The organism is Azospirillum mesophilum, assembly GCF_053470405.2.
Genome location: NZ_JBPXMQ020000011.1, coordinates 123,969 through 150,155, shown reverse-complemented (window position 1 = coordinate 150,155; position 26,187 = coordinate 123,969). Strand labels below are relative to the sequence as shown.

Genomic DNA, 26,187 nt, shown 5'->3' with positions numbered 1-26,187 from the left:
TCGTGGATATTACCCGACGTTTGGCGTCTGGTACTTTCGGCCGGGCACGGCGAACAGGCCGGCCGTCAGGCTCTTCGCCATGTGGTTGGCCTTCGCCACGGCCTGCTCCGCGTAAGGCGCTGGCAGCACCTCCGTTGCGGTTTCCTGGAACAGGGCCAGCCAGCGCGTGAAGGACTCCGGCGTCAGGTCCAGATCGACGTGCGCCATGAAGGGGTGGCCCTTGTAGCTTTTCGCGCCGAGCAGATGGGAGGCCCAGAACCGCTCGATTACCTCGAAATGCTCCTCCCAGTCGGTGACGCCGGTGAAGGTGTGGCCGATCACCGGGTCGCGCAGCGCCTTGTCATAGAAGCGCCGGACGAGCGTGGCGATGTCGCGGTCGGTGATCGGGCTGCCCGTGGGGGTGGAGGCTGGCTGGTGCATCGGCATTCTCCGGTTGAGGTATTTTCCGGTTGGAGCAGTCTACGCTGCGATGCGGCAATAAGGCCCGCGTCAAAAGGTAACTGGGTAAAATTAGCGAACATTTTATATTATGACGAACAGAGTATGACCCGCATCGTCGCACCGGCCCGGCGCGCGTTCCCCGAGGGATCGTTCCATGTTCAAGACGTTCTTTGCCGCCGCCTCCCTGATCGGAGCCCTGCTGGGCGCGACCGTGCCGACGGCGGCCCAGACGGCCACCGGAGCCAGCGCCGGAACCACGCCGTTCCGAATCGGGATCGCGCCGCACACCAGCGCGCGGGTGATCATCGAACAGTACCAGCCGGTCCGCCACGCGGTGGAAAAGGCGCTTGGCCAGCCGGTGGAGATCGTCACCGCCCCCGACTTTACCGCCTTTGCCCGCCGCGCCATCGACCAGGAATACGACATGGCGGTGACCACCGGGCATCAGGCGCAGCTGCTGCGCAAGGACGCCGGCTATCGCCCGCTGCTGACCTACAAGGCGGACTTCAAGTCGGTGGTCGTCGCCGCCAACACCGCGCCTTACACCGACGCGGCGTCGCTGCGCGGGACCACGGTGCTTGGCCTGAACCCGTCCTCGCTGGTGACGCTCTGGGGCCAGCACTGGCTGAAGGACAACAAGGTCGAAACGCAGATCCGCTACGTCAGCGCCGCCGACAGCGTGGCGCAGCTCCTGCTGTCCGGCGACGGCTCGGCGGGGTTCATGTCGCTCGCCAACCTGCAGAAGCTGGCGCCCGACGTGCAGGCGCGGCTGAAGATCATCGCGGAAAGCCGGCCGATGGCCGGGCGGGTCTATCTGGTCAACGCCCGCGAGACCGGGCGCTGGAAGACGATCCATGACGCCCTGCTGGCCTTCGGTGAGACCGCGGATGGCCGCGCCTATTTCGACGCCAACACGCTGGGCGGCTACCGCGAGGTGAGCGACGAGGAGCTTGCGTCCATGGACCCCCTGGCCGACGAAGTGCGGCAGGTCCTGAAGGCCCCCAAATGAGCGGGCGGCGCGTCGCGCCCTGGCGGACCCTGCGCGGCCGGCTGCTGTTCGCCGCCGTCTGCGTGGAAGCGGTGATGCTGACCCTGCTGGTCGCCAACAGCGTCCGCCTGCTGTACGGAAGCTTGGCGGAACAGGCGCAGTTGCACGCCAACCAAGTGACCCCGGTGCTGAACGCCGCGCTGGTGGCGCCGCTGGCACAGCGCGACTACGCCACCCTGCAGGCGGTGCTGGACGAAAGCCGGTCCGTGGGGGGCGTTGAGTATCTGGCCGTGCAGGACAGCATGGGGAAGCTGGTCGCCATCAGCGGCTGGCCGCGCGACCGCGCCCTGCCGGAACCGGACGAGGGGCTGACGCTGGACGACAAGAACGGCGGCGCGCGCTTCGACGTGCGGGCGCCGGTGGCGCTGGCCGGGCAGGCGCTCGGGTCGGTGCAGTTCGGCCTTGGTCTCGGCCACATCATCGCGGCGCGGAAACTCCTCGTCACGCAGGGCGTCGCCATCGCGCTGGTGGAGGTCCTGCTGTCCGCCGGCCTGCTGACGATGATCGGCTTCTTCCTCACGCGGCACCTGACGGCGCTGACCCGGGCGAGCGAGGCGGTGGCGGGCGGCAACTACGCCCCCGATGCCCTGGCGGAGGGGGAGGACGACATCGGCCGTCTGGGCGCCGCCTTCAACGCCATGTCGCGGGCCATCAAGGAGCGCGTGGACCAGCTGACCCTGGCGCTGGACGAGCAGGAAAAGCTGGCGCGCGATGTGGAGCAGGAGCGCGCGCGCCTGTCGGCGCTGCTGGCCGCGATGGACATCGGCATCCTGTTCGTCGGTCCGGACGGCCGCATCGCCTACACGAATCCGGCCTTCTGCCGCCTGTTCGGGCTGGAGGGCGTGACCGTCGGCGCCAGCCTCACCGATGTCATGGCGGCGGCCGGCAACGCCGCGGCGCTTGCCGCGGTGGAGGAGGACGAACTGCGGGAGATGGCGCTGGACAACGGGCGTGTCGTCACCTGGCACAACGTCCCGGTGCGCAGCGCCGCGGGCGCCCGGATCGGCAAGCTGTGGATCAGCATCGACGTCACGGAAACCCGTCAGGCCTCCCAACAGCTCCTTCAGGCCAAGGAGGCCGCGGAGGCTGCGAGCCGCGCCAAGACCGAGTTCCTGGCGACCGTCAGCCACGAGCTGCGCACGCCCATGAACGGCGTGCTGGGCAACCTCGCCCTCCTCGCCGACAGCAACCTCGCCACCGAAGAACAGCGGCTCGCCCTGGTGGCGCGGCAGTCGGCGGAAAGCCTGCTGCGGCTGCTGGACGACATCCTCGACCTGTCCAAGCTGGAATCCCGGCGGTTCGAGCTGGAGGAGGCGGACTGCGCGCCCGAGGACATCGTGGAGACGGTGCTGGAGGTGATGCGCCCGCGCGCCTTCGAGAAGGGGCTGGTCCTGACCTCCCGCATGATGCCGACCGTGCCCGACGTGGTGGTGACGGACCCGGCGCGGCTGCGGCAGATCCTGTTCAACCTCGTCGGCAACGCGGTCAAGTTCACCCATTCCGGCCATGTCGCGGTGCGCGTCCGGCGAGGCCGGGACCTGAGCGACGACCGGTTCCTGCTGGAATTCGAGGTGGAAGACACCGGCATCGGCATCGCCGCCGACGCCGTGTCCCACCTGTTCGAGCGCTTCACCCAGGCCGACAGTTCCATCACCCGGCGCTACGGCGGCACGGGCCTTGGGCTCGCCATCTGCAAGGAGCTGTGCAAGGCGCTCGGCGGGACGATCGAGGTGGACACGGCACCCGGGCGGGGCAGCGTCTTCCGCTTCTCCGTGGCCAGCCGGCCCGGCGACCCGTCCGCCCTGCGCAAGAACGCCTTGGCCGCCCCGGCGGAGGCGGTGGACCTGCCGAACCTGCGGATCCTCGCCGCCGACGACAACCAGATCAACCGCGACATCGTGCGCGGCATCCTGGAGCGGGCCGGGCACCATGTGACCCTGGCGGAGGACGGCGGCGAGGCGGTGCGGCTCGCCAAGGCGCAGCCCTTCGACCTCGTGCTGATGGACATTCAGATGCCGGACATGGACGGCCTGACCGCCACGCGCCTGATCCGGCAACTGGGAACACCGAACAGCCGGATTCCGGTCATCGCTCTGACGGCCCACGCGTCGGGCAGTTCGCGGCCGGAATGCATCGACGCCGGCATGAACGGCTTCGTCGCCAAGCCCCTGCGCCCGGCCGAGCTGTTCCGCGAAATGGCCGCCGTGCTGCACGCCGCCCCGCCGGCCGGGACGGCGCTTCCGGCCGGTGGGCCGGTTACGACGCCGGCGCAAGACCTGATCGACACGGAGCAGATGCAGGCTCTGGTCGATGCCCTGGGCGCGGAGGGCTGGCAGGAAACGCTGGCCGCCTTCTCCGACAGCGCGCGCAATTACATCGAGCAGCTCGGCGCCTGCCTCGCGGCCGGGGAGGAGCACAAGCGCGCCGCGCACACCTTGAAGGGCTTGGCCTGGAACGTCGGCGCCAAGCGGCTGGGGGATCAGGCTCTGGCCCTGGAGGATGCGCCGCCGGGCGAGGCCGCAGGACTCGCCGCCGCCCTCGACGGCATCCTCGGTGAGACGCTGGAGGCTTTCGAGGTTGCTTAGCCGGTGACGAGCACGGCGAGCACTTCGGAGGCCAGGACGGTCGGCTTGATCGGCTTGCGCACCACGCGGCAGACGCCGAGCCGCTGGAAGGCCGCCATGCTGAGTTCCTGGGGCACGCGCTCGTCGATGCCGGACAGGACGATGACCTTCAGGTTGGGGCGGAGGTTTCGCGCCGCCTGGATGACCTCGAACCCGTCATGCTCCGGCATGATGATGTCGGTGACCAGCAGGTCGAAGTCCGTGAAAGTCAGTGCTTCGATGGCTTGCTGCGCGCTCCCGCAGGCGGTCACCACATGCTCGTCCTTCTCCAGGATTTTGGAGACGATGTTGCGGGACACTGGATCGTCGTCGACCACGAGAATCTTTGCCATTGCCGTCAACCAGTGCTCTGTGGGCTGAAGGAAAGCCCCTGTTTCGTTTCGCGCTCTTCCGGAGGCCGATGCCGGTCCCTAGCGATGCCTGTGCGATATTTTACGCCGAAAGTCTTAACGACCCGTCGAAGGGCGGGCGTGTTCCGCGCTTTCGGCACCGCAATGCCGCCAATGGAGAGCGTTGTGGCGAGCATTGACTTGAGGATTCGCCCGCGTAAACTGAGGGCGCTTTCAAACCGAAGGCACCCGGCTGCCCAGTCAGGGGGCCGGGGTTGGCGTCATATCGCTTGCTTGAGGATGTGACATGAGCACCGCCCTTGCGCTGTCCGCGCCGCTGTCCGGCGAGTCCCTGTCCCGCTACATCGAACAGGTCCACCGCTTCCCGGTCCTGGGGGCGGAGGAGGAGTATGTCCTCGCCACCGCATGGCGCCAGCATGGCGACATGGAAGCCGCCCGCAAGCTGGTCACCAGCCATCTGCGGCTGGTCGTGAAGATCGCGACGGGGTTCCGCGGCTACGGCCTTCCCATGACCGATCTGATCGGCGAGGGGAACCTGGGCCTGATGACCGCCGTCCGCAAGTTCGAGCCGGACCGGGGCTTCCGCCTGTCCACCTATGCGATGTGGTGGATCAAGGCCGCGATCCAGGAATACATCCTGCGCTCCTGGAGTCTGGTGAAGCTGGGCACGACCACCGCCCAGAAGAAGCTGTTTTTCGGGCTGTCCCGCCTGAAGCGCAAGCTGGGCGAATTCGGCAGCGGCGACCTGAAGCCGGAGAGCGTCAGCACCATCGCGCGGGAACTCGACGTGCCGGAATCGGACGTCGTCGAGGTCAACCGCCGCTTCGTCCAGCCGGTCGCCTCCTTGAACGCGCCTCTGTCGGAGGACGGCGGCGGCGAGGTAATGGACCTGCTGCCCGATGAACGCCCGACCGTCGAAGACGCGCTGCTGGACCGCAGCGAGGCTGAGCATCGCCGCGCCATGCTGCATGAGGCGCTGGAGGTGCTGAACGAACGCGAACGCACCATCCTGATGGAGCGGCGCCTCAACCCGCAGCCGAAAACGCTGGAGGATCTGGCCGGCGTTTTCGGCGTCAGCCGCGAGCGCATCCGCCAGATCGAGGAGCGCGCCTTCCAGAAGGTGGCGCAACGGGTGCTCGCCCTGTCCGCCGCGGCCTGAGCCGAATTCTCCATTGGACCACGCATCCCGCCGGCGCATGCCCGGCGGGGCGTGACAAACGGCCCCGGTGCCCGCTCCGGTGGGTTGATCCGCCCCAGCCCGTCGTCTATACCGAAGGAATTAGGACTTTGAGGCGGCGGCATCCATCGGGGCCGAGGCGACCACATTCCGTCCGTTGGTTGTGCAAACGGAAGTGGTTGTGTGCGATAAATGGTGCGGACGCGCTTCGAAATCTTGGAAAACGATTCGCAAGCGGTCATAATGACAACCCGTCAGGCGCGACCATCGGTATAGTCGCATCCGGCGATGTCTTGAAAAGCGGGTACGGTTTTGTCGAACGTGGCTCCGGCACAGCAACAGGACTCCGACGGTTCGCCTGTCCCGGCGCTGTCGCGCGCGCCGGAATTCCTGGCGTCGCTGGCGGCCAGCTTCCTCGACCACGCGGCCTTCGCGCTCGTCTACATGGACGGCGAACACCGTTGCGTGCATGTCGATGAGCGTTTTGCCACCGCCATGAAGGACGTCCCGGCCGCGCTGGTCGGGCAGCGACTCGCCGACCTTGATCACACTGTGGCCCGTGCCGTGGCACGGGCGCTGGAGCAGGCGGCCCGCACGGGGTCGGCAGCACCGGTGGACTGCGAGGTCGAACGGCCGGGGGGCGGCCGGGCGCTGCTGACGGGCTGCGTCGTGCCGCACCTCGATGGGGACGGAACGATCAACGGCTTCCTCGGCGTGTTCCAGGACGTGACCGATCCGGAGCGCATCGCGGACTATGTCATGCGCCGCGATCCCTTCGTCACGACGCTGCTCGACGCCGCGGTGGACGGAGTCGTCGTTTCGGATCGCAGCGGTATCATCCGCACCATCAACAAGGCTTGCTGCACCCTGTTCGGTTACGAGGAGGCGGAGCTGATCGGGCGGAACGTCTCCGTTCTGATGCCGTCGCCCTTCTCGCGCGATCACGACAAGTACGTCCAAACCTACCTGGAAACCGACCGCAAGAAGATCATCGGCATCGGGCGCGACTCGCTGGGCAAGCGCAAGGACGGGACCGTTTTTCCCATCCACCTCAGCGTCGGCCAGGCGCGGGTGGGCGACGAGGTCACCTTCGTCGGCATCATCCGCGACATTTCCGAACGTCTGGCGGCGGAGCAGCGCGCCTCCTACCTCGCGCGGCACGACCCGCTGACCGGCGTGCTGACCCGCACCGCCTTCCTGGAAGAGTGCGAGGCGGTGCTGGCCCAGGCGCCGGCGGGCGACGGGCAGGGGCTCTACGCGCTCTACGCCCTGGACGTGGACCAGTTCAGCGACATCAACGAGGCTTTCGGCTTCCATGTCGGCGACGCCGCGCTGAAGGCGATGGTCAGCCGCGTGACGGAGGTGCTGCCGCCGCAAACCTACGTTTGCCGCATCGCCGCCGACGAGTTCGCCGCCCTGTCGCGGGTGGATAATGCGGACCATGCGCAAACCCTGGCGGACCTGCTGCACGACCGCCTGACCGCGTCGATCTACGCCGACCGCCATTGGGTGCGCCTGCGCCTGTCCATCGGCGCCGCCGTGCAGGACGACGACGTGCGCACGCTGGAGGAGCTGAACGCCAAGGCCAAGCTGGCGCTTCAGGCCGCTCAGCACAACGGCGGCAACTCCGTCTGCTTCTACACGCCGGAAATGGCCGCTGCCGCGACGCGGCGCATGTTCCTGACCATGCATCTCGCCCACGCCATCGAGCGGAACGAGCTGCACATGGTCTACCAACCCATCGTTGAGGCCAAATCCGGCCAGGTGGTCAGCGCCGAGGCGCTGCTGCGCTGGACCCATCACACGCTGGGGCCGGTGTCCCCGGGCGAATTCATCCCGGTGGCGGAGGAAAGCGGCCTGATCGTCCCGATCACCGACTGGGTGCTGTCCACGGTTGTGGCGCAGATGGCCGCGTGGGACAAGGAGGGCGTGCTGCCCGACCGCGTCTTCGTCAACATCTCCGGCCAGCAGTTCCTGCGCGGCAACCTCGTCGGCCGGCTGGAAGAGCTGCTGGGTCAGCATCCCTCGCTGCACAAAAGGCTGGGGCTGGAGATCACCGAGCAGGCGGCCGTCCGCGACCTGAAGGCGGCCGTCCGGACCCTAACGGAGCTGGAGGCCATCGACGTTCAGGTTGCCATCGACGATTTCGGGTCGGGCTATTCGTCGCTCAGCTACGTGCAGCAGCTGCCGGTTGCCAAGCTGAAGATCGACCGCGCCTTCATCATCGACGTTCCGGAAAACACCAAGAACGGCGCCCTCGTCCGCGCCGCGGTCGGCATGGCGCACGGCCTCGGACTCGTCACCGTGGCGGAGGGCGTGGAGACCGAAGAGCAGCGGGAGTTTCTGGTGTCGATCGGCTGCGACCTGCTGCAGGGCTACCTGTTCGGCCGCCCGCTGCCGCCCGACACCCTGTCGGAGATGGTCCGCAAACAGCTCGCCTCGGCGGCGTAGCCAAAGCGGCGGATCCCCTTGGCCGGGGAGGCGCATGTGCGCCTCCGGGTAAGGCCGCGTCAGGCGGCGTGGGGCAGGGTTTCGGCGGTGAAGTCAAGAATGGTGAATTCCAGAATGGTGTCCAGGCGTTCAGGGGTCAGCGCCTCGATCCCTTCGTGCCACATGACCTCGCCGAACAGGTCGCAGGCCGCGGCCACGCGGTCGGCCGGCAGGCCGGCGAGACGCTCGCCATAATATTCCTTGAACATCTGTTCCGTGTAGTCCCGGTCGTCGTTCTGCTGGCCGTTCTGCTGGCTCATGACCGCCTTCTCCTTGGCTGCGGGAGCGTCCGCACCGGACGCCCGTCATGGACGTCTTGTACGACCGCTCCGCCCGACGGCGATTGAGGCGGATCAAAGCGACCCAGGAAGATCACAGATGGCAGGGTTGCGGGAGTGTTCACCCCACCTGTCTTTCCGGCTCCTTTTCTTCGGCGGCGGAGGACGAGGAGGGCTTTTCCGGGGCCGGCAGCCGCTCGCGCCGGTGTTCGCGGCGCTGCCAGCGCCGGAAGGACTGGCGCGTCCACCAGGACATGACGCGCTCCCACAGTTGGCGGGGGCGCAGGAACAGGGGCACACGCGGCTTGGTGACCGGCGTCGGCTCCAGCGCGAGGCCCACGGAGAGGATCCGGCCGTCCTCCATGTCGCGGACGATCAGCTCCACCCCGCCCATGCGCACGCGGTCGCCCGGCTCGCAGGCGCTGCCGAACTCGTTGCGCATCAGGTCGCGCAGCGTCAGGCCGGCGTTGGAGAGCGACATCGGCAGGCCGTACATCTCGGCGATCTGGCCCACCGTGGCGTCGGGGCTCAGCACGAGGTCGCCGTAGAACTCCCGGTCGTCCTGGTCCAGTGCGCGGCTGCCGGCGAACAGCTTGTCGATCAGCGGAATCTGCTCGGGCGGGGTGAACAGATAGACCATGTCGCCGGCCTGGAGAGGACGGGCCTTGTGCAGCGGCACCACCTTGCCTTCGCGGATCACCAGCGACGGGCGGGCGAAGCGCGGCAGCCGCTGGCCACGCGCGGCCGGGCTCTTGGCGTGGACGGTGTAGGCGACCAACTCCTGGTCGGCCCCGCCCGGCAACTCCAGCTCCACGCGCTCCACCGGGCCGCGCCGGGGCGGCACGATCAGCTTCAGCCAGCGCGCCATCGGCCCGATGGTCCAGCCCTGAACCAGCAGGGACACGATCACCACCAGGAAGGCCGTGTTGAAGATGATCTGCCCGCCGGGAAGGTTGCCCAGCACCGGCACCAGCGCCAGCAGCATGGACACGGCCCCGCGCAGCCCCACCCAGGCGACGAAGGTGGTCTCGTTGGCGGTGAAGCGGAAGGGCAGCAGGCACAGCCACACGGCCAGCGGGCGCGCCACCAGGATCAGCAGGAAGGCCAGACCGATGGCCGGCAGGGCGATGGTCCCGAACTCGCGCGGGGTGGCCAGCAGGCCCAGCATCACGAACATCACGATTTGGCTGAGCCAGGTCAGGCCGGAATGGAAGCGCCGCAGGTCCACGGCCCCGCGCAGCTTCACGTTGCCGGCCACCAGACCGGCGATGTAGACGGCCAGGAAACCGCTGCCGCCCAGCACGTTCGTCCCGGCGAAGACGAACAGCGCGAAGGTCAGCGTCACCACCGGGGCGAGGCCGGGGTCGAGCTTCGCCTTGTTGATGAAGGCCGCCAGAACCGCGCCGCCCAGAAGGCCCAGCGCGGCGCCCTCGACGATCTGCATCAGCAGGAAGCCGCCCAGCTCCAGCGGCGTGCCCCAGCCGTGAAGGGCGGCCTCCACCAGCATGATGGTCAGCAGGATCGCCATCGGGTCGTTGCTGCCCGACTCGATCTCCAGCGTGGAGCGCACGCGGTCGCGGATGGTGATGCCGCCGACGCGCAGCAGGAAGAACACCGCCGCCGCGTCGGTGGAGCTGACCACGGCACCGACCAGCATCGATTCAATCCAGGGAAGCGCCAGAAGGTAATGCGCAGCACCGCCGACCACCCCGGTCGTGACCGCAACCCCGACCGTCGCGAGGCTCAGGGCCGGCCAGGCAGCCGCCCGATAGCTGGACAGCTTGGTGTCCAGCCCGCTTTCGAACAGAATGACGGCGAGCGCCATGGATCCGATCAGGAAGGCGCTGTCGGGATCGTTGAAGGAGATGCCGCCGATGCCGTCCTCGCCGGCCAGCAGACCGACCGACAGGAAGATCAACAGCAGTGGCGTACCGATCCTGAGGGCGAGGTAACTCGTCAGGATGCTGACGATCAGCAGCGTCGATCCGATCAGGATGATGTAGCTCGTCGCCTCCATGTGCCTCGCGCCGGGTTTGTGGGGCCGCGGGGACGCGGAACCCTTTGATTTTGACGATTTTGCGACGGCTCCGCAACGTGGCCGGGGGGTGCAGTTGCGGGTTTGCGCCATTAAAGCAGAAAGGGTTGCCGCACCGCACCATAGCCAAAGGTACGGTGCCGCCCCGGGGCCGGGCCGCGGTGCCCGTCCGGTTCGATTATGGAAAGTTCGGAAGCAAATCGCCCCCTCGCGTGTTTAAGGAGATAACAAACACCACGAGGAGGGTTTAGCGATGTCTCGTTTGCGCCTGATTGGGGCTGCCATTGCGCTCTTGACGCTGGCTGCCTGCAACACGGGCACAGTGCTCGGCGGTGGCGCCGGGGCCGCGGGCGGCTATGCGCTCGGCGGCAAGCGCGGTGCCCTGATCGGTGGCCTCGGCGGCGCGGCCGTAGGGACCGCTCTCGACCACTAAAAACTCCATTTCTCAACCGCGCAACGGCTCACGCGTGCCGTTGCCAAAGACGGCGAGCGCGTCGTGCAGATCGGGCAGGGCGCGCTCGACCGCTGCCTCGCCCTCGCGGATGCAGTCCTCGGCGCGGTCGAATTCCGACAGGCCGATGTGGCCGAGGCGCGGGGTGATGTGAACGTCCGGCGGTTCACCCGCCAGCCGGGACCGCGCGATCCGGTCGGTGACGATCCCCAGTGAGGACACCATGACGCCGAACAGGCTCGGCCCCTCGTAGTCGCGGCGGAAGATGCGCCGCGCCAGCGCCCCGATGGGTGACCGCTGCCGGGCGGCGGGGCTCTGTTCCTCCATCATGCTCAGAATGTCGAAGCCGGCCGCTGTGGGCACGGCGGCGCCGGGCTTGCGCGCCTTGCCCAGAATGTCGGCGGCGAGGTTGACCGCGATGACCATCTGCGCGCCCAGAGCCCGGCAGGCCGACACCGGCACCGGGTTGACCAGCGCGCCGTCCACCATCCAGCGCCCCTCCACCGGTACCGGCGGGAACACGCCGGGCAGGGAGAAGGACGCGCGCATGGCGTCCACCAGGGGGCCGGTCCGGATCCAGACCTCGTGCCCGGTCACGAGGTCGGTGGCGATGGCGACGAAAGGGGCGGGCAACTCCTCGATCCGCACGTCGCCCAGGTGATGGCGCATTTCCGCGACCAGCCGGTCTCCGCCGATCAGCCCGCCGCCCTGGCGCAGCCGCAGGTCCAGATACCCGACGATCTTCAGGCGGGTCAGCCCGCGCACCCAGTCCTCCAGCGCATCGAGCCGCCCGGCGAGGTGGATGCCCCCGACCAGCGCGCCGACCGACGTGCCGCAGACGATGTCCGCCTCGATGCCGTAGCGCTCCAGCGCCCGCAGCACGCCGATGTGCGCCCACCCGCGCGCCACCCCGGCGCCCAGCGCCAGTCCGATGCGCGGCCTGTGCCGCCCGCTGCCCCCGGCATTGCCCCCAGCATTGCCGCCTTCCACCGTCATGGCGTCTCCTTCGCACAGGGAAAGGGACCATATTGCCGGTAGTATGGCCCCAGCCCGGTTAAGGAAGGTTGATCGGCCCGCTCCGGTGGACAAGCACGGGCGGCATCGGCTAAGCCATCGGGACCCCGGTACAGGATATTCGGCTCGTGACAAAGAAAAGCGGTGAGCGGCTGCGCCTCGACGCGGCGACGGAGCGGCTGATGGGCCGCATGCTGCGGGAATGGGTGCGCCCCTACACGGGCAAGCTGCTGCTGTCCTTCCTGCTGATGGGCGTGGTGGCGGCGACCACCGGCGCCTATCCGCTGCTGATCGACCAGGCCTACGCCATGTTCTCGGCGCAGGATCGGTCGATGGCGCTGCTGATTCCCGTGGTGATCGTGCTGGTGACCGCGGTGAAGGCCGTGTCCATGTATGCCCAGACCGTGGTGACCACGGACATTGTGCAGCGCATCGTCACCGACGTGCGGCTGTCCATGTTCGCCCATCTGTTGACTGCCGACACCGCGCAGCTCCACGCCGCCCCGACGGGCACGCTGACCTCGCGCTTCATCAGCGACGTGGACATGATCCGCAACGCCCTGTCGCGGACGCTGACGGGCCTCGTGCGCGACATCCTGACGGTGGTGGCGCTGGTCGGCTCCATGTTCTACCTGGACTGGGTGCTGTCGCTGATCGTCTTCATCATCTATCCCATCGCCGCCGTTCCCATCGTGAACATCGGCAAGCGCCTGCGCCGCGTGTCGCGCGACACCCAGGCGCAGATGGGCGACATGACGGCGCTGCTGACGGAAAGCCTGGCCGGCGCGCGCATGGTCAAGACCTATTGCCTGGAGGATTACGAGCGCGCCCGCGCCGCCCGCGCCTTCGAGGACAACTACGCCCTCACCATGAAGGCGACGCGCGCCCGTTCCCGCATCGACCCGATGATGGAGGTGCTGGGCGGGGCCGCCGTGGCGGGCGTCATCGCCTTCGCCGGCTACCGCATGGCAACGGGCGAGGGCTCGGTCGGGGCCTTTTCGGGTTTCGTCGGTGCGCTCCTGATGGCCGCCCAGCCGGTGCGGGCCATCGGCACGCTGAACGCCGTGCTGCAGGAGGGGCTCGCCGCCACCCAGCGCATCTTCGAGCTGGTCGACGAGAAGCCGACGATCACCGAACGGCCGGGCGCCGCCCCGCTGACGGTGGAGCGCGCCGCCGTGAGCCTGCGCGACGTCCGCTTCGCCTATGAAGAGGGGGCGGAGACGCTGAAGGGCATCGACCTCGACGTGCCGGCGGGCGCCACGGTGGCGCTGGTCGGGCGCAGCGGGGCCGGCAAGTCCACGGTCTTCAACCTGATCCCGCGCCTCTACGACGCCACCGGCGGGCAGGTGCTGATCGACGGCCAGGACGTGCGGTTGGTGACGCTGAGCAGTCTGCGCGGGGTGATCTCGCTGGTCAGCCAGGACACGGTGCTGTTCAACGACACGGTGCGCGCCAACATCGCCTTCGGGCGGCTGGACGCCTCCTTCGATGACATCGTGGCCGCCGCGAAGGCCGCCGCCGCGCACGACTTCATCGCCCGGCTGCCGGAAGGCTACGACACGGTCATCGGCGACCGCGGCGTGAAGCTGTCGGGCGGCGAGCGACAGCGGCTGGCGCTCGCCCGCGCCTTCCTGAAGGACGCGCCGATCCTGCTGCTGGACGAGGCGACCAGCGCGCTCGACAGCGAATCCGAACGGCTGGTGCAGGGGGCGCTGGAGCGCCTGACCGAGGGGCGCACGACGCTGGTCATCGCCCACCGCCTCGCCACCGTGCGCAACGCCGACCGGATCGTCGTGATGGAAGGCGGCCGCATCGTCGAACAGGGCACCCACGACGCCCTGATCGAGCAGAACGGCACCTACGCGCGGCTGTGCAAGCTGCAGTTCGGTGAGGACGGCGAGGCCGCGCTTCTGGCCCCCTGAGGTCGGGGCTGGGAGATCGGGTTGGCGGTTGCGCGCATTGGGGGTATGGTTCCGGACCATGGATATTTCCCTCGACGCGGCCATCCGCCACCACCAAGCCGGGCGCCACTCCGACGCTGAACCGATCTACCGCGCGATTCTGGAGCGGGAGCCGGACAACCGCAACGCGCTGCAGATGTTCGCGATGCTGCTGGTGCAGACCGGGCGCGCGGATCAGGCGGTCGAACCGTTCCGGACGGTGACCCGGCTGGCCCCCGATGGGGTGGCGGGCTACAGCAACCTCGCCGCGGCACTGCGCACGGCCGGCCGGGGTGCGGAGGCGGTGGGCAGCCTCCACCGCGCGCTCGCCCTGGATCCGGCCCATGCCGGGTCGTGGTTCAACCTCGGGAACGCGCTGAAGCAGTTGGACAAGCCGGCCGCCGCGGCCCGCGGCTATGGCCGGGCGCTGACGCTCGACCCGAACCACGGCGGGGCGGCGACCAACCTGTCGGCGCTGCGCGGCCAATGGGGGGACCGCCTGGACGAGGCGGCGCGGCGTCTGGCGGCGTCCCGGAGCCCGGCGGCGGACGCCGCCGCCCACGCAGCCGCCGCCAACGCGCTGTACGCGGTCAAGGATCCGGCGGCGGCGGAGGCGTCGGCGCGCGCCGCCCTTGAGCGGGATCTCCACAACGCGCCAGCCAACCGGCTGCTTGGCCGCCTGCTCCTGGAGCGCAGCGGCGCCATGGGCGTGGCCGACGGCAAGCCGTTCGCGGTCGATGGAGCCTTGGCGGAGGAGGCCATCGCAGCGCTCCGCCGCGCCGTAGCCGCCCGTCCGGACGATGAGGAGTCCGAATGGCTCCACGTCGCTGCCGTGATGACGCTGGTCCAGGTGGGGTTGGCGACGGCGGACCTGTTGCATGAGGGCGCGCGGGCCGCGTGGCGCCGCCTGCGGCGTCACCCGAAGGACGTGGTGTCTGCCTGCGTCGTGGGCTTCCACCTGTACCGCAGCGACCGCCTGGACATCGCGAGCTGGCTGCTCCAGCGCTTCCGCAGGCGCTTCACCGCCGAAGAGGTGGCGCGCGAGCACGAGTTCGGAATCTGGACCATGCTGCGCGCGGACGACGCCTTCTTCCGGTCCCTGCCCCCGGTGGAGGCGGTGCTGGAGCGCTTGGCGCCGCTGGAGGTCGTCTTCGACCCCGCGCGCAAGGGCGGGACCGAACCGGCGGTCTATTTCTGCTGCGACGACGTCTATTACCGGCGGTTCGCCCCGACGCTTCTGGACTCCCTGGCCCAGCGCATGCCCGGAGCGACGGTCGTCGTCCATGTGGTGGCGCCGACGCCGGAGACCGTGCAGGACATGGAGCGCCGGCGGAGCGACGGGCGCCTGGACCTGGGCTTCTCGCGCGATGACCCGGAGATGGGCGGCTGGCCCGACATCAAGCGCTTTTCCTATTACGCTTCGTCCCGCTTCATCCGGACCCTGCAATGGTTGCGGCGGCTGGATCGCCCGGTGATCGTGGTGGACACCGACGCTCAGGTCGTCGCGGACCTGCGGACCCTGCAGGCGGAGATGGACGGGAACGACGTCGGCCTGCTGTTCGACCCGCGCCGGCGCGGTCCGGCGCGCGAAATCACCGTCTGCTTCAACTATTACAAAAACACGGCGGGCGGCGACCGCTACCTCGCCCTGGTCGCCGCCTACATCGGCCATTTCCTGGCCCAGCCGGAGGTCTACTGGCTGCTGGACCAGATGGCCCACTACGCGGTGTTCGACTGGATGAACCGGTACGAGCCGATCCGCGTCCACCGCTATGACTTCCTGAACTTCCCCTATTGCCACTTCGTCGGGGCGAAGTAGGGGTGAATGGCTGCGGCTGTTGGGTTTTACTACGCCGGTTCAAAAGCCCTTCTCCCCTTGGGGGAGAAGGGTTGGGATGAGGGGGCGTTACCGCTCGAAGAGCGGGAAAAGACCGGCCGGCAGAGCCGGCTACCACCCTCACCCCAACCCCTCTCCCCTCAAGGGAGAGGGGCTTGAATGTCTGATCCGCTATGGATCGCCACGCCGGCAAACGCTCAACGCAACATCGTCCACCCTTGACTACTCGCGGCGCAGCACCCGGTCCACGACGGTGTCGGCCCATTCGCGGGTGCGGAAGCTGGCCTTGGCCTCCACGGGGTCGTAGATGCGCTCCACCCAATCCCAGAAAGGGGTCGGGCGCTTCTCGTTGTAGGCGGCGTACAGCTCGAAGAAGTAGTCGAGGATGCCAGTCTTGGCCTGCTTGAAGTGGCCGTATTTCCAGTGGAGCTGCTTGGTCGCCTGCTCCAGCGGCACGCCCTCATGGATGTAGAGGTACAGAGCGGCCATGAAGCCGGCGCGGTCGGCGCCCGACTTGCAGTGCAGCAGGGCCGGATACTCTATGCGCTCGAACAGCTCGCGCGCCTTCAGGAGCGTTTCCTTCTTCGGCATGTCGCGGGAGCTGACGGGGAAGTCCACCAGCGTCAGCCCGTGCCGCCGACAGGCCTCCGCCTCCAGGAAATAGGAGGCGCAGTCGCGGTTGCCGCGCAGGTTCAGGATCGTCTTCACGCCCTGCTTCGCCGCCTCGCGGATGTGCGAGGGGGACGGCTGGCTCGCCCGGAACATGTTGGGCGAGATGCGGAAGGTGTTCGAATAGATCAGCCGGAAGCAGGCGTGGTCGATGAACACGCTTTCCAGATGGCCGAGCGCGCGCTGCCACGGGGACCGCATATGGCCGCGGGCGCGCTTGATGCCGTCGGCCATCGCGGTCGTGGTGTAACGGCGCAGGATCCACTTCTTGGCCACGCGGCACCTTCCAATTGGACAAGGCCGCCAACATAGGCACGCCTCGCCCCACGTCAAGACCATCGGTTGATGGAAAGGCTCAACCGGCGCGCAGGATGCGACCGTAGATGTCGAACCGCGCGGCCACCGACAGCACGATCTCCATGTACAGGTTGATCAGGCCGTTGGCGTAGAAGGCCGGGCAGCCGGTGTAATGGCGCTCCCCCGGCTGGGCGGTCGGCTCGATCAGGTCGGGGTTCAGCACGATCATGCCGCCCGGCGCGTCGGCGTCGTAGACGAAGGCGGTCTGGTGGCGCGGCAGGGGGTGGATGGCCTGATGGTCGTCGGCCTCGATGGCGCCGGCCCCCATGAACTGGCAGAGCATGCCGAGGCTGCCCATGGCGAGCGGAAGCACCTGCTTCAGGCTGCGGCGGGAGAGGTCGTCGTATTCCGCCAGCCCCAGGCCGGGTTTCAGCATCGGCGCCGATTCGCACAGGTTCCAGCAGACGTGCAGCGCCGTGTGGCTGCCGGTCTTGGTGATCGACAGCATGTCGTAGCCCGACGGCGCGTGCAGCACCGACGCGGCCAGCGTGTTGGCGAGCACGAAGCTGGCCGCGGCCAACGGGGTGATCTCGCCCTCAGCCCGGCAGCGCTCCTCCTCCAGCATCACCTTGACCGCCCAGTCCTTGATGATGGCGTCCAGCAGGTGGCACACGCTGTCGCGCAGGAAGCCGATCAGCGTCTCCACCGGTGCGGCGTCCAGGCCGGCGGGGGCGTCGATGTCCAGTTGGTGCGGCGACTCTGGCGGGGTGAACAGCTTCAGGTGCCCATTCTCGTCCAGTGGCATGCGGTTGGCGATGTGCTCGCGCAGGTCGGTGTAGAGGAAGGCGAGCAGGGCGTTGATGGCGACCTTCTCGTAATCCTCCTTGCGCGTGTCGGCGTGCGCGGGGCAGTGGCCGGCAAGCTTCTGAAGCTCGTCGGAGAACAGGAAGTTCGGATCCTCCGCCATCTGGTGCAGGACCGGCGCCAGATTGATCCGGGCCATCCCGGCCTTTTCATGCGCGTCGAGGTAGGTCAGGGCGAAATCGTTGGAGCGGGCCATGGCTGCACGGATCGGATGTGGGGGAGGATCGGTTACCGGTCGCGGAGCCGGTCGTAAACACCATAGTCCATGGCGATGCGGGCCACGATGTCCAGGTACAATTTGATGAAACCGGGCGTGTAGAAGGCCGGACAGCCGGTGTAGTGCTTCTCCTCCGGCTTGGCGAAGCGGGTGATCGGCTCCGGGTTCAGGCTGATCAGGCCATTTTCGTCCAGGACGAAGGCCGTCTGGTCCTTGGGCAGCATGTGGATGGCGAGGCCGTCCTTCGGCTCGATCCCCGACGCTTCCATGTAATGGACCAGCATGCCCAGGCTCGCCATCGACAGCGGCACGACCTGCTTCAGGCTGCGCCGGATGAGGTCGTCGTAGCCGGCGTCGTCCAGGCCGGGTTTCAGCAGCGGGGCGGCCTCCACCATGGCCCAGCAGATGTGGATGGCGGTGTGGCTGCCGGTCTTGGTGATCGACAGCATGTCGTAACCGGCACGCTGGTAGAGCGCTGAATTCTCCAGCACCGTGCGCAGGACGAAGGTGGCCGCCGCTTCGGCGGAGATTTCTCCCGTCCCCTTGGACCGGTAATAGTCCTCCTCCGCCAGCAGTTCCGCCGTCCAGCCGCTGATCAGCGTGTCGAGCAGGTGGCAGGTGGCATCGCGCAGGAGCGAGGCCATCACCTCCAGCGGGGCCGCCCGCACCGCCGCCCGGTTCGCCGGATTGATGCCGTGGGGGGAGAGCGGCGGAATCGGCAGGATCACCTGCCCCCGTTCGTCCACCGGCAGGGACTTCGCCACATGGTCGCGCAGCCGCTCGAACAGGAAGGCCAGCAGGGTGTTGACGGCCACCTTGTCGGAATCTTCCTTGTTGGTCGCGTGCATCGGACATTGCCCGCCGCCCTGGCGCAACTCCGTGCTGAACAGGAACAGCGGGTCCTTCTGGATCGTCTGGAGGATGTGCGCGACCGACACGCGCGTCAGACCAGCCTCGCTGTGGGCCTTGGTGAAGGCGGCGGCAAAATCATTGGAACGGGACATCGGGGCCTGCGCGGACGGAAGCGAACACTGCACCCTAGGGCGAGAAAAACCCAGGCGCAACGTCAACGTCTGTGACCGGTGGTCGCTTCAGCCCTCCGGAACCAGCCAATCGACCTTCACGCCGCCGCCCGTGGAGGGAAGGACCGCGTGCAGGGCCGGCAGCATGTCGCGCAGCGTCTCGTCCAGCTTCCAGGGCGGGTTGACGATCAGCAAGCCGGAGCCGTTCAGGCGCAGGTGCGTGTCCTCCGGGTGCCAGGTCAGCTCCACCGTCAGGATCTTGCGGATGCCGGTGTTCTCCACCGCCTCCTGGAAGCGCCAGACGGCCGCCTGCTCCTTGACCGGGTACCACAGGGCGTAGACGCCGGTCGGCCAGCGCTTGTGCGCGGCCTTCAGCCCCTCGGCCATGCGGGTGAACTCGTCGGCTTTCTCGAAGGGCGGGTCGATCAGGGCGAGGCCGCGCTTCTCCTTCGGCGGCAGGTTAACCTTCAAGGCGTGATAGGCGTCGGCCTGCTGCACCGAAACGCGGCGGTCGCCGGCGAACTCGGCCTTCAGGGTCTGGACATCCTCCGGGTGCAGCTCATTCAGCACCAGCCGGTCCTGGTCGCGCAGCAGCGCGCGCGCCAGCCGGGGGGAGCCGGGATACCAGCGCAGGCGCCTGTCCGGGTTCAGGGCGGCAACCGCGTCCAGATAGGGTTGCAGCGCCGGGTGCGGCAGCGGGTGGCCGAACAGCCGGCCGATGCCGTCCTCGAATTCCAGCGTCTTGCGGGCCTGTTCGGAATCGAGGTCGTAGCGGCCGATTCCGGCGTGGGCGTCCAGCACGCAGAAGGGCGTCGGCTTGGCGCGCAGGTGATCGATGATCAGCGCCAGCACCGCGTGCTTCATCACGTCGGCCGGGTTGCCGGCGTGGAAAATGTGACGGTAGTTCATGGCCCAGAGATTTAGCCCAAGACCGGCCTTTGCGCCATCCCCGCAGCGCCGCCAGTCTGGCGTCGCCAGTACAGCGCCATCAATCGATGGCGGCGACCTGCTGGGCGTTGCGGAAGGTGCGGCGGGTGCCCGGCGCGATGGTCGCGGGCTCGTCGTTGCCGCAGCGGGGCGATTCCAGCAGCTTGGCGCTCTTTGCGTCCAGTTCGTTCAGGTGCTGCCAGATCTTGCAGACATAGGCCTGGGCCTGCCGGGTGGAACCGCCGTTGTAGCGGGCCACGGCGGTTTTCCAGCTGCCTTCCTCGCCGTGCAGGCGGACCAGCAGGCGACCGGCGTAGTAGACGTTCTCCTTCGGCTCGACGATGCGCTCCACCGGCTGGAACTGGCCGCGATGGGTGGCGAGCGAGAGCTGCATGCAGCCGACGTAGACGTTGGATTTCAGTTGGCCGCGCCGGTCGCGCAGGTGGCGGGCGGCGTCGTTGGCGCTGCGGGCGTAGACCGCGCGGCCTTCCACGCTCATCACGAAGGGGTTGGGAGTTCCGTCCTGGCCGCTTTCGACCAGGGAGATGGCGACCAGCAGGCCGGCGGGAATGTTGAGCTTGCGTTCCGCCTCGACGGCGTGGGTGACGCAGCTTTCCTGGGCGAGGACCGGCTTCGCGAAGAGCGGTGCGGTGCAGAGTCCGATGGCTAGAGCGATCCAGCCGCCTCGCGTGCCACGCACGCGCTCTTGTCGTTCCCGCATGTTCTTCCCCCTATCCGGTGCCGGCCTTGTCGCCTGGCGTCGTTTTGGCCCCCCGCGCGGGGCCGTCGTTCCGGTCACCGAGTCGCTTACGGTGACCGCCTCCTACCCAAAAGTCAGCGCCGCCAACCGGGCGCCGCGGTCACAGTTCCAAAAATTTTAGGCACCGTCAATCAAATTGCATCCCGGTAATACCACGCAAAACGTTCGTGCAATGTCACAACGGGACGGGGCATAGGCGTCATATGCGGAGCCGTTTGACAAATAAGGTACTGATTTTAAACAAGTCTGAAAAATCGGCGCGGTGCACCCCACTTGCGGCTTCAACCCTTCTTCCTTTATGGGTACTGCGACGGTGTGTCACCGGAATCACAGGCTGCGGGGATTTGCCAAAGGCCCCTTGCGCGGCGCAGCAAGGTGAGGCACTACACTGCGCCTCCTTGCGACCCTTAGATTCGCTGACCCCATCAGGACTGCGAGAGCGTGTCACTCGATCCGACGGCTTCGGCCGACAAGGCGGCAACCCCGGCGCCCGTTGAGCCCGGTTCCATCCCCGACATCCTGTTTCAGACCGGCTACGACCGCCTCTACGCCGACGACCCGGCGGGAGCCGCGCGGGCCTTCCGTGCGGCCTGCGTCGCCGATCCGGTGTCGGCGGAGGCCTGGGCCGCCCTGGCGGACAGCGCGCGGGACGCGGCGGACGTCGCCCTTGCGGTAGCGGCCTACGACCGGGCGGTGACGCTGGAGTCCGGCGTGTGGCCATGGCGGGTCGGCCGGGCCGACGCCCTGTTCCAATCCGGCCGGACGGCGGATGCCGTTCAGGCCTATCAGACCCTGGCGGCGGAGCGGCCCGATTCCGCGACCGTGCGCCTCGGCCTCGCCCGCGCGCTCGCCGCCGAAGGACAGCCGGCGGAGGCGCTGGAAGAATATCGGGAGGCGGTGACCCTGCGCCCGGACGACCGCGATGCCGCGCTGGAACTGTCCGCGCTGCTGGTCGAGTCGGGTGACGCGCTCGGCGCCGTCGAACTGTTGCAGCCGCTGTCCCGCCGCGAGCCGGATGACGCGACCCTACACCTATATATAGGGCGTGCCTGGATCGCCCTGCGGGAACCGGAAAAGGCCCTGGCGTCGCTCCGCCGCGCGCGTGACCTCGACTCCGACGACACGCTCGGCGCCGGACCGCTGATCGCCGCGTTGGAGGCCGGGGAGGGGGCGGACCTGTCGGCGGCCTATGTCCGCGCGCTGTTCGACCGCTACGCCGACCGCTTCGACCAGGATCTGCTCGGCAAGCTCGGCTACGCGGCGCCGGACCTGCTGCGGTCGGCAATGGACCGGCTGGGCGGCGGTGCGGGCATGCGCGTTCTGGATCTCGGCTGCGGAACCGGGCTGGCCGGGGTGACCTTCCGGTCGCTGGCCGGGCACCTCGCCGGCGTGGACCTGTCGCCGCGCATGGTGGACAAGGCCCGCGCCCGTGCGCTGTACGACGACCTTCAGGTCGGCGACGTGGTCGCGGCCATGGAGGCGGCGCCGGAGGCCTGGGACCTGCTGGTCGCCGCCGACGTGCTGGTCTACATCGGCGACCTCGCCCCGGTGTTCCGGGCGGCGGCCGACGCGCTCGTTCCCGGCGGGCGCTTCGCCGCCACGGTCGAGCGGCTGGAGGGGGACGGCTTCGCGCTCGGCCCCGCGCGACGCTACGCCCACGCCGAGTCGTACCTGCGCCGGACGGCGGCGGAGCACGGACTGACCGTGCTTTTGCTGGAGCCCTGCGCCCCCCGCCGCGAGAAGGGCAAGGAGGTTCCCGGTCTGCTGTTCGTTCTGGAGAAACCAGTCGGCTAAATCACCTGCACGTAGCGGTTTGGCTGGCCTTCCGCCGACCAACGGGCGTGGAGCTGGCCTTTGCCGTCGAAGATCAGGGACAGCCAGTTGCGCTGCCGGATGATCCGCTTGCCCGACTCGGCGAAGGGCGGCATCTCCAGGCTGTAGCCGTCGAAAGGTGTCTCCTTCCGCCCCGCCAGCCACTCCAGCGCCGTGACGGTGGCCGTGTGCGGCGGCGGGTGGACGATGCCCGACGCGATGAGCTGCCACATCTCCACCCCACCGCCGCGCAGCAGCGCCCGGCCGCCAGCGTGGATTTCGCCCGACACGGCGGTGATCCGGCAGCCGCTGCGCAGGGAGAAGCCTGCCAGCAGCTCGATCAGCCGCTGCCATTCCTCCGCGTGGGCGTGGCTGCGCCACTGGTCGCGCAGGTCGTCCTCGATCCCGATGCGCAGGGGCAACGCGCCGAGCGCACGCTCCACGGGGGCGGTGTCGAGGAACAGCAGCGGCACGCTGGACATCAGGACGAGGTGCCGGCAGCCGTCGAAACGCTCCAGCCATTCGGGCAGCAGCGACCAGCTCCGGTCCGACAGCACGCGGCGGGGCGTGCGCTCCGTGCGCAGATCCAGGGCCAGGATGCCGACCTCGCCGACGCGGAAGCCCTGGGTGAAGGTGGAGCGCTGGGCGCCCCAGACGCATTCCGGCATCGCCTCCACCACCGCGCCGATCTGGAACAGCGCGAAATGGCGGCGAGCGGTCATGTAGACGCCGCGCCAGATCTGCGACTGCATCTCCTCCTCGGGGTGGGAGCCCCAGCCGTCGAAGATGTCGTGGTCGTCCCACATCATCACGGAGGGGATGCGCGCCAGCACGGCGGCGGTCTCCGGCTGGCTCCAGACGCTCAGATACAGGTCGAAGTAGAAGGCCATCGCCTCCTCGGCCATGGCCGGAGTGAAGGTCTGGCTGAAGCGCGCCTTGTCGGTGCGCGCCTTCCATTCCGACAGCAGAGGCCCCTTGCGCCACACCCCGTCCGCGTAGAGCTGGTCGCCGCCTTGCAGCAGCAGGTGGAACCGCTCCGCCTGATGGCGGTGGTAGAGGTCCGACCACAGCGCGTTGCGCGAGGCGGGCAGTGCCGCGAGTCGCGATTCGTCCTCGACCCCGTTGCAGGACACATAGGCAAGGCGCGGGTGCGTCAGGCGTCCGGGGACGATCAGGCTCCAGGACGGGCCAGCCTCGAAGCCATAGCCGATCTCCACGTCCCGCAGGCCGCGCGGCACGGCGAAATCGAACCGCCAGACATGGCGGCGGCGCCACATCAGCAGATGGCGCGGCGGGACGGGCAGGGTGACGCCGTCCACGCGGAGGTCGTCGGGCTCCGCATCGCCCTCCAGCACGAACAGGGCGGACAGCCACCAGCGGTCGCCCTGCTCCCCCCGGAAATAGAGGATGGGACCCAGTATGATGTTCGGTTCAGCCCTGCCGCGCGCCATCCGCCCGTTCCGACCCTGCCGTCTTCGTTGAAGGCCTGCCGCCAAGCCTCTGTTTATGCTGAACGCGTTTATGGGGAAAGTTTCGCAGGTTCGAAAGAGGGCAGTGCAGCATGGCAGGTCGGACCTGCACTGCGCGGCCCCGTGCGGCAGGCCGGCGCAGCCGGGGATGGACGCAGCTGGTGGGGGCGCTTCCCCAAAATAAAGAAAAAGGCGGCCGGTTCGCCCGGTCGCCCACAGATGTGACGATGGAACGCGGAAGGGGGGCCGTTAACTCGAGCGGCGCTGCCTCAGAAGTTCGAGCATGCGCGCCGGCACCGGCTCTTCGAGCACGGGGTCGTACAATCGGTGCAACTCCTCCACATGGCTCCTGTGGAAGGTCAGCACCGCCTTGGCGTCGGCGTCGTCCTGGATGGACTGCTCGAACTCCTGACGCTCCTTATCATCCAAGGCGCCGTCAAGATATGCGTTGATATGGTTCATCGTCACACGCTTCATATCTTTTCGATCCCGGAACGTCGCCTGGGGCCTGCCCCTGAGGCGGAAACGGTCCGCGACACAGTGATCAATATAGTACGGCTCTGCGGTCAACGGGAGTGGTGCCTTACCTCTTCTTATGGGGAACGCATCGGGCACCACCAAGTGATTAGAACGGTGGATGCGATGGCACAACCCAGGTCTTGGCAAAGGTCTTGGCCGCTCCGTCAAAGCCGAACTCGTCTCGCACGCCCGATGTAACAGCGGCTCCCAGCGGTTGTTCCAGCGGCGAATTGTCCGGAACGCAAGGAATTTCCGACTGTTGTCCGCCGGCATCCCCCGCACGCGACATCTCAGCCGGAAGGAGACGCCTATGGCTCAGCAGGAGGGCCGGCAGCCGCCGCAGCACCAGAACACCCAGCCCGGCCACCAGGACGCGATGACCCCGCAGCCCGCGACGACGCGGCCGGAGCACCGCGGCACCGGCAAGCTGCGCGACAAGGTCGCGCTGATCACCGGCGGCGACAGCGGCATCGGCCGGGCCATCGCCGTGCTGTTCGCCCGCGAGGGGGCCAAGGTGGGCTTCGTCTACCTGAACGAGGACGCCGACGCCGAGGAGACCCGCCGACTGGTGACCCGGGAGGGGCAGCCCTGCACCGTCCTGCGCGGCGATCTCGGCGACGAGGATATGTGCCGCCGCGCCGTCGCCCGCATGGTCGAGGAGCACGGCCGCATCGACATTCTGGTCAACAACGCCGCCGAACAGCATCCCCAGAAGAAGCTGGAGGACATCACCGCGGAGCAGCTGGAGCGCACCTTCCGCACCAACATCTTCGCCTGTTTCTTCATGGCCAAGGCCGCGCTGCCGCACATGAAGGAGGGTGGGGCGATCATCAACACCACCTCCGTCACGGCCTACAAGGGCAGCCCGATGCTTCTGGACTATTCGTCCACGAAGGGCGCCATCGTGGCCTTCACGCGGTCGCTGGCGTTGGCTCTGGCCGAGCGGGGCATCCGGGTGAACGGTGTGGCGCCGGGGCCGATCTGGACCCCGCTGATCCCCTCCACCTTCCCGGAGGACAAGGTCGAGACGTTCGGCAGCGACGTGCCCTTGAAGCGCGCCGGCCAGCCGGAGGAGGTGGCGCCCTGCTACCTGTTCCTGGCGTCGGGCGACTCCTCCTACATGTCGGGGCAGGTGCTGCACCCGAACGGCGGGAGTGTGGTGAACGGGTGATGTCTTCTTTTCCCGCCCGGCACTCGCGGGGCGGGAAAAGGGCGGGGCGGGAAAAGGAATGTCTACGCCGCCATCAGCGTGTTCAGACGTTCCCGCGCGCGGCACAGGCGGGAGCGGATGGTGCCGATGGAGACGTTCAGCTTTTCGGCGGCTTCCTGGTAGGGGCGGCCTTCAATCGCGACCAGCTTGACGACCTTGCGCTGGCTGGGGGTCAGGGCGCCGAAGGCGCGATCCACGTCGCGGAACACGAGGCGGGCGATCTGGGACGCCTCGACGGACATGGCGCCGTCCCACAGTTCAACCTTCGTGACGTGCTTTTCGCGCTGGAGATTGTTGAAATGCAGGTTCTTCAGCATGGTGGTCAGCCAAGCCTGCATGTTGGTGCCGGGTTCGAAGCGATGTTGGCGTGACAGGGCACGGGCAAGGCAATCCTGTGTGAGGTCTTCGGCGGCGCTGACGTCGCGGGTCAGCTTGCAGGCGTAGCGCTGCAGGTTCGGCATGCAGCGGATCAGTTCGGCTTCGAACGAGTACGCCATGATCTCTCTTCCTCCACATTCTCTTCGTTCAGGGAGGCGGCCTTTGCTGCGGCGCCCCTAAGGAGACCTTGCGCGGAGACGACAAATCCCTTCCGGCGCGCACGGCTGTGCCGCGCCGGTTCCGTGGTGCTCTTGGCGGTGTCGCTAAATCGGTGTGCCGCCTACCTGGTCCCGGGTGTCGGGCCGGCGATGCAAGCGGTACAGGGTGTCGTCATCAACGGTCTCCCGCTCTCCAACTG

The 26,187-nt window shown here is 68.1% G+C and carries 22 protein-coding genes; 9 read left to right on the top strand and 13 right to left on the bottom strand.

Features of this window, described 5'->3' with window-relative positions:
* Positions 1-9: 9 nt before the first annotated feature.
* Positions 10-420, bottom strand: a complete 411-nt coding sequence (locus ACSVC7_RS13290; RefSeq protein ID WP_448204714.1) for a group III truncated hemoglobin — start codon at positions 418-420, stop codon at positions 10-12.
* 175 nt (positions 421-595) lie between these two features.
* On the opposite strand from ACSVC7_RS13290, the gene ACSVC7_RS13285 reads away from it, so the two are divergent.
* Together ACSVC7_RS13285 and ACSVC7_RS13280 are read left to right on the top strand one after the other, a co-directional pair.
* Complete coding sequence (locus ACSVC7_RS13285; RefSeq protein WP_448204715.1) at positions 596-1,450, top strand: phosphate/phosphite/phosphonate ABC transporter substrate-binding protein; 855 nt, start codon at positions 596-598, stop codon at positions 1,448-1,450.
* Positions 1,447-4,074, top strand: coding sequence for a hybrid sensor histidine kinase/response regulator (locus tag ACSVC7_RS13280; RefSeq protein WP_448204716.1), 2,628 nt, complete (start codon positions 1,447-1,449; stop codon positions 4,072-4,074). The genes ACSVC7_RS13285 and ACSVC7_RS13280 overlap by 4 nt, the downstream gene beginning before the upstream one ends.
* Here ACSVC7_RS13280 and ACSVC7_RS13275 read toward each other — a convergent pair.
* Positions 4,071-4,445: a response regulator gene (locus ACSVC7_RS13275; RefSeq protein ID WP_448204717.1), complete on the bottom strand. Its 375-nt coding sequence runs from the start codon at positions 4,443-4,445 to the stop codon at positions 4,071-4,073. The two genes, ACSVC7_RS13280 and ACSVC7_RS13275, sit on opposite strands and share 4 nt — an antisense overlap.
* A 304-nt stretch (positions 4,446-4,749) precedes the next feature.
* Between ACSVC7_RS13275 and rpoH the strand changes: the two genes are divergently transcribed.
* Together rpoH and ACSVC7_RS13265 are read left to right on the top strand one after the other, a co-directional pair.
* The gene (rpoH, locus tag ACSVC7_RS13270) at positions 4,750-5,622 is read left to right on the top strand and encodes an RNA polymerase sigma factor RpoH (RefSeq protein WP_448204718.1); all 873 of its coding nucleotides are present in this window, start codon (positions 4,750-4,752) and stop codon (positions 5,620-5,622) included.
* A gap of 339 nt (positions 5,623-5,961) precedes the next feature.
* Positions 5,962-8,091 carry a putative bifunctional diguanylate cyclase/phosphodiesterase gene (locus ACSVC7_RS13265; RefSeq protein ID WP_448204719.1) on the top strand — a complete coding sequence of 710 codons (2,130 nt, stop codon included), beginning with the start codon at positions 5,962-5,964 and terminating at the stop codon, positions 8,089-8,091.
* Positions 8,092-8,150: 59 nt separating this feature from the next.
* Here the strand turns inward: ACSVC7_RS13265 and ACSVC7_RS13260 are convergent, their stop codons facing one another.
* Together ACSVC7_RS13260 and ACSVC7_RS13255 are read right to left on the bottom strand one after the other, a co-directional pair.
* On the bottom strand, positions 8,151-8,390 hold the full coding sequence (locus ACSVC7_RS13260; RefSeq protein ID WP_448204720.1) for a hypothetical protein: 240 nt from the start codon (positions 8,388-8,390) through the stop codon (positions 8,151-8,153).
* Positions 8,391-8,529: 139 nt separating this feature from the next.
* Entirely contained in the window at positions 8,530-10,425 is a 1,896-nt protein-coding gene (locus ACSVC7_RS13255; protein WP_448204721.1) for a potassium/proton antiporter, read from the bottom strand.
* A gap of 271 nt (positions 10,426-10,696) precedes the next feature.
* Here ACSVC7_RS13255 and ACSVC7_RS13250 point away from each other — a divergent pair, with 271 nt between their 5' ends.
* Positions 10,697-10,876, top strand: a complete 180-nt coding sequence (locus tag ACSVC7_RS13250) for a hypothetical protein (RefSeq protein ID WP_448204722.1) — start codon at positions 10,697-10,699, stop codon at positions 10,874-10,876.
* Positions 10,877-10,888: 12 nt separating this feature from the next.
* On the opposite strand, the gene ACSVC7_RS13245 is transcribed toward ACSVC7_RS13250, so the two are convergent.
* A complete protein-coding gene (locus ACSVC7_RS13245) occupies positions 10,889-11,890 on the bottom strand; it encodes a patatin-like phospholipase family protein (protein ID WP_448204723.1) in 1,002 nt (333 codons plus the stop codon).
* Positions 11,891-12,036: 146 nt separating this feature from the next.
* Between ACSVC7_RS13245 and ACSVC7_RS13240 the strand changes: the two genes are divergently transcribed.
* On the top strand, positions 12,037-13,830 hold the full coding sequence (locus tag ACSVC7_RS13240) for an ABC transporter ATP-binding protein (RefSeq protein ID WP_448204724.1): 1,794 nt from the start codon (positions 12,037-12,039) through the stop codon (positions 13,828-13,830).
* Between the two features lie 58 nt (positions 13,831-13,888).
* A complete protein-coding gene (locus ACSVC7_RS13235) occupies positions 13,889-15,667 on the top strand; it encodes a tetratricopeptide repeat protein (protein WP_448204725.1) in 1,779 nt (592 codons plus the stop codon).
* A gap of 240 nt (positions 15,668-15,907) precedes the next feature.
* On the opposite strand, the gene ACSVC7_RS13230 is transcribed toward ACSVC7_RS13235, so the two are convergent.
* The 5 genes from ACSVC7_RS13230 to ACSVC7_RS13210 all read right to left on the bottom strand — a co-directional run bounded on the left by ACSVC7_RS13230 (position 15,908) and on the right by ACSVC7_RS13210 (position 20,402).
* Positions 15,908-16,630, bottom strand: coding sequence for a protein tyrosine phosphatase family protein (locus ACSVC7_RS13230; RefSeq protein WP_448204726.1), 723 nt, complete (start codon positions 16,628-16,630; stop codon positions 15,908-15,910).
* 79 nt (positions 16,631-16,709) lie between these two features.
* On the bottom strand, positions 16,710-17,711 hold the full coding sequence (locus ACSVC7_RS13225; protein WP_448204727.1) for a hypothetical protein: 1,002 nt from the start codon (positions 17,709-17,711) through the stop codon (positions 16,710-16,712).
* A gap of 32 nt (positions 17,712-17,743) precedes the next feature.
* Positions 17,744-18,736 (bottom strand): hypothetical protein, encoded by a 993-nt coding sequence (locus ACSVC7_RS13220; protein WP_448204728.1) that lies wholly within the window; start codon positions 18,734-18,736, stop codon positions 17,744-17,746.
* A gap of 87 nt (positions 18,737-18,823) precedes the next feature.
* Positions 18,824-19,663: a 23S rRNA (adenine(2030)-N(6))-methyltransferase RlmJ gene (locus ACSVC7_RS13215; RefSeq protein WP_448204729.1), complete on the bottom strand. Its 840-nt coding sequence runs from the start codon at positions 19,661-19,663 to the stop codon at positions 18,824-18,826.
* Between the two features lie 79 nt (positions 19,664-19,742).
* On the bottom strand, positions 19,743-20,402 hold the full coding sequence (locus ACSVC7_RS13210) for a transglycosylase SLT domain-containing protein (RefSeq protein ID WP_448204730.1): 660 nt from the start codon (positions 20,400-20,402) through the stop codon (positions 19,743-19,745).
* Positions 20,403-20,882: 480 nt separating this feature from the next.
* Here ACSVC7_RS13210 and ACSVC7_RS13205 point away from each other — a divergent pair, with 480 nt between their 5' ends.
* Complete coding sequence (locus tag ACSVC7_RS13205) at positions 20,883-22,235, top strand: tetratricopeptide repeat protein (protein WP_448204731.1); 1,353 nt, start codon at positions 20,883-20,885, stop codon at positions 22,233-22,235.
* On the opposite strand, the gene ACSVC7_RS13200 is transcribed toward ACSVC7_RS13205, so the two are convergent.
* Both ACSVC7_RS13200 and ACSVC7_RS13195 read right to left on the bottom strand, forming a co-directional pair.
* On the bottom strand, positions 22,232-23,704 hold the full coding sequence (locus tag ACSVC7_RS13200) for an alkaline phosphatase D family protein (RefSeq protein ID WP_448204732.1): 1,473 nt from the start codon (positions 23,702-23,704) through the stop codon (positions 22,232-22,234). The two genes, ACSVC7_RS13205 and ACSVC7_RS13200, sit on opposite strands and share 4 nt — an antisense overlap.
* 267 nt (positions 23,705-23,971) lie before the next feature.
* Positions 23,972-24,199 (bottom strand): anti-sigma factor family protein, encoded by a 228-nt coding sequence (locus ACSVC7_RS13195; protein ID WP_448204733.1) that lies wholly within the window; start codon positions 24,197-24,199, stop codon positions 23,972-23,974.
* Between the two features lie 352 nt (positions 24,200-24,551).
* Between ACSVC7_RS13195 and ACSVC7_RS13190 the strand changes: the two genes are divergently transcribed.
* Positions 24,552-25,412, top strand: a complete 861-nt coding sequence (locus ACSVC7_RS13190; RefSeq protein ID WP_448204734.1) for an SDR family oxidoreductase — start codon at positions 24,552-24,554, stop codon at positions 25,410-25,412.
* Between the two features lie 62 nt (positions 25,413-25,474).
* Here ACSVC7_RS13190 and ACSVC7_RS13185 read toward each other — a convergent pair whose 3' ends face one another.
* On the bottom strand, positions 25,475-25,948 hold the full coding sequence (locus tag ACSVC7_RS13185) for a sigma-70 family RNA polymerase sigma factor (protein ID WP_448204735.1): 474 nt from the start codon (positions 25,946-25,948) through the stop codon (positions 25,475-25,477).
* Between the last annotated feature and the right edge of the window lie 239 nt (positions 25,949-26,187).

Coding starts and splice junctions, on each gene's coding strand:
- ACSVC7_RS13200 (WP_448204732.1), bottom strand. CDS start 23,704: ATGGCGCGCGGCAGGGCTGAACCGAACATCATACTGGGTCCCATCCTC.
- ACSVC7_RS13260 (WP_448204720.1), bottom strand. CDS start 8,390: ATGAGCCAGCAGAACGGCCAGCAGAACGACGACCGGGACTACACGGAA.
- ACSVC7_RS13275 (WP_448204717.1), bottom strand. CDS start 4,445: ATGGCAAAGATTCTCGTGGTCGACGACGATCCAGTGTCCCGCAACATC.
- ACSVC7_RS13225 (WP_448204727.1), bottom strand. CDS start 17,711: ATGGCCCGCTCCAACGATTTCGCCCTGACCTACCTCGACGCGCATGAA.
- ACSVC7_RS13185 (WP_448204735.1), bottom strand. CDS start 25,948: ATGGCGTACTCGTTCGAAGCCGAACTGATCCGCTGCATGCCGAACCTG.
- ACSVC7_RS13280 (WP_448204716.1), top strand. CDS start 1,447: ATGAGCGGGCGGCGCGTCGCGCCCTGGCGGACCCTGCGCGGCCGGCTG.
- ACSVC7_RS13235 (WP_448204725.1), top strand. CDS start 13,889: ATGGATATTTCCCTCGACGCGGCCATCCGCCACCACCAAGCCGGGCGC.
- ACSVC7_RS13215 (WP_448204729.1), bottom strand. CDS start 19,663: ATGAACTACCGTCACATTTTCCACGCCGGCAACCCGGCCGACGTGATG.
- ACSVC7_RS13210 (WP_448204730.1), bottom strand. CDS start 20,402: ATGCGGGAACGACAAGAGCGCGTGCGTGGCACGCGAGGCGGCTGGATC.
- rpoH (WP_448204718.1), top strand. CDS start 4,750: ATGAGCACCGCCCTTGCGCTGTCCGCGCCGCTGTCCGGCGAGTCCCTG.
- ACSVC7_RS13220 (WP_448204728.1), bottom strand. CDS start 18,736: ATGTCCCGTTCCAATGATTTTGCCGCCGCCTTCACCAAGGCCCACAGC.
- ACSVC7_RS13190 (WP_448204734.1), top strand. CDS start 24,552: ATGGCTCAGCAGGAGGGCCGGCAGCCGCCGCAGCACCAGAACACCCAG.
- ACSVC7_RS13285 (WP_448204715.1), top strand. CDS start 596: ATGTTCAAGACGTTCTTTGCCGCCGCCTCCCTGATCGGAGCCCTGCTG.
- ACSVC7_RS13255 (WP_448204721.1), bottom strand. CDS start 10,425: ATGGAGGCGACGAGCTACATCATCCTGATCGGATCGACGCTGCTGATC.
- ACSVC7_RS13195 (WP_448204733.1), bottom strand. CDS start 24,199: ATGAAGCGTGTGACGATGAACCATATCAACGCATATCTTGACGGCGCC.
- ACSVC7_RS13290 (WP_448204714.1), bottom strand. CDS start 420: ATGCACCAGCCAGCCTCCACCCCCACGGGCAGCCCGATCACCGACCGC.
- ACSVC7_RS13250 (WP_448204722.1), top strand. CDS start 10,697: ATGTCTCGTTTGCGCCTGATTGGGGCTGCCATTGCGCTCTTGACGCTG.
- ACSVC7_RS13245 (WP_448204723.1), bottom strand. CDS start 11,890: ATGACGGTGGAAGGCGGCAATGCTGGGGGCAATGCCGGGGGCAGCGGG.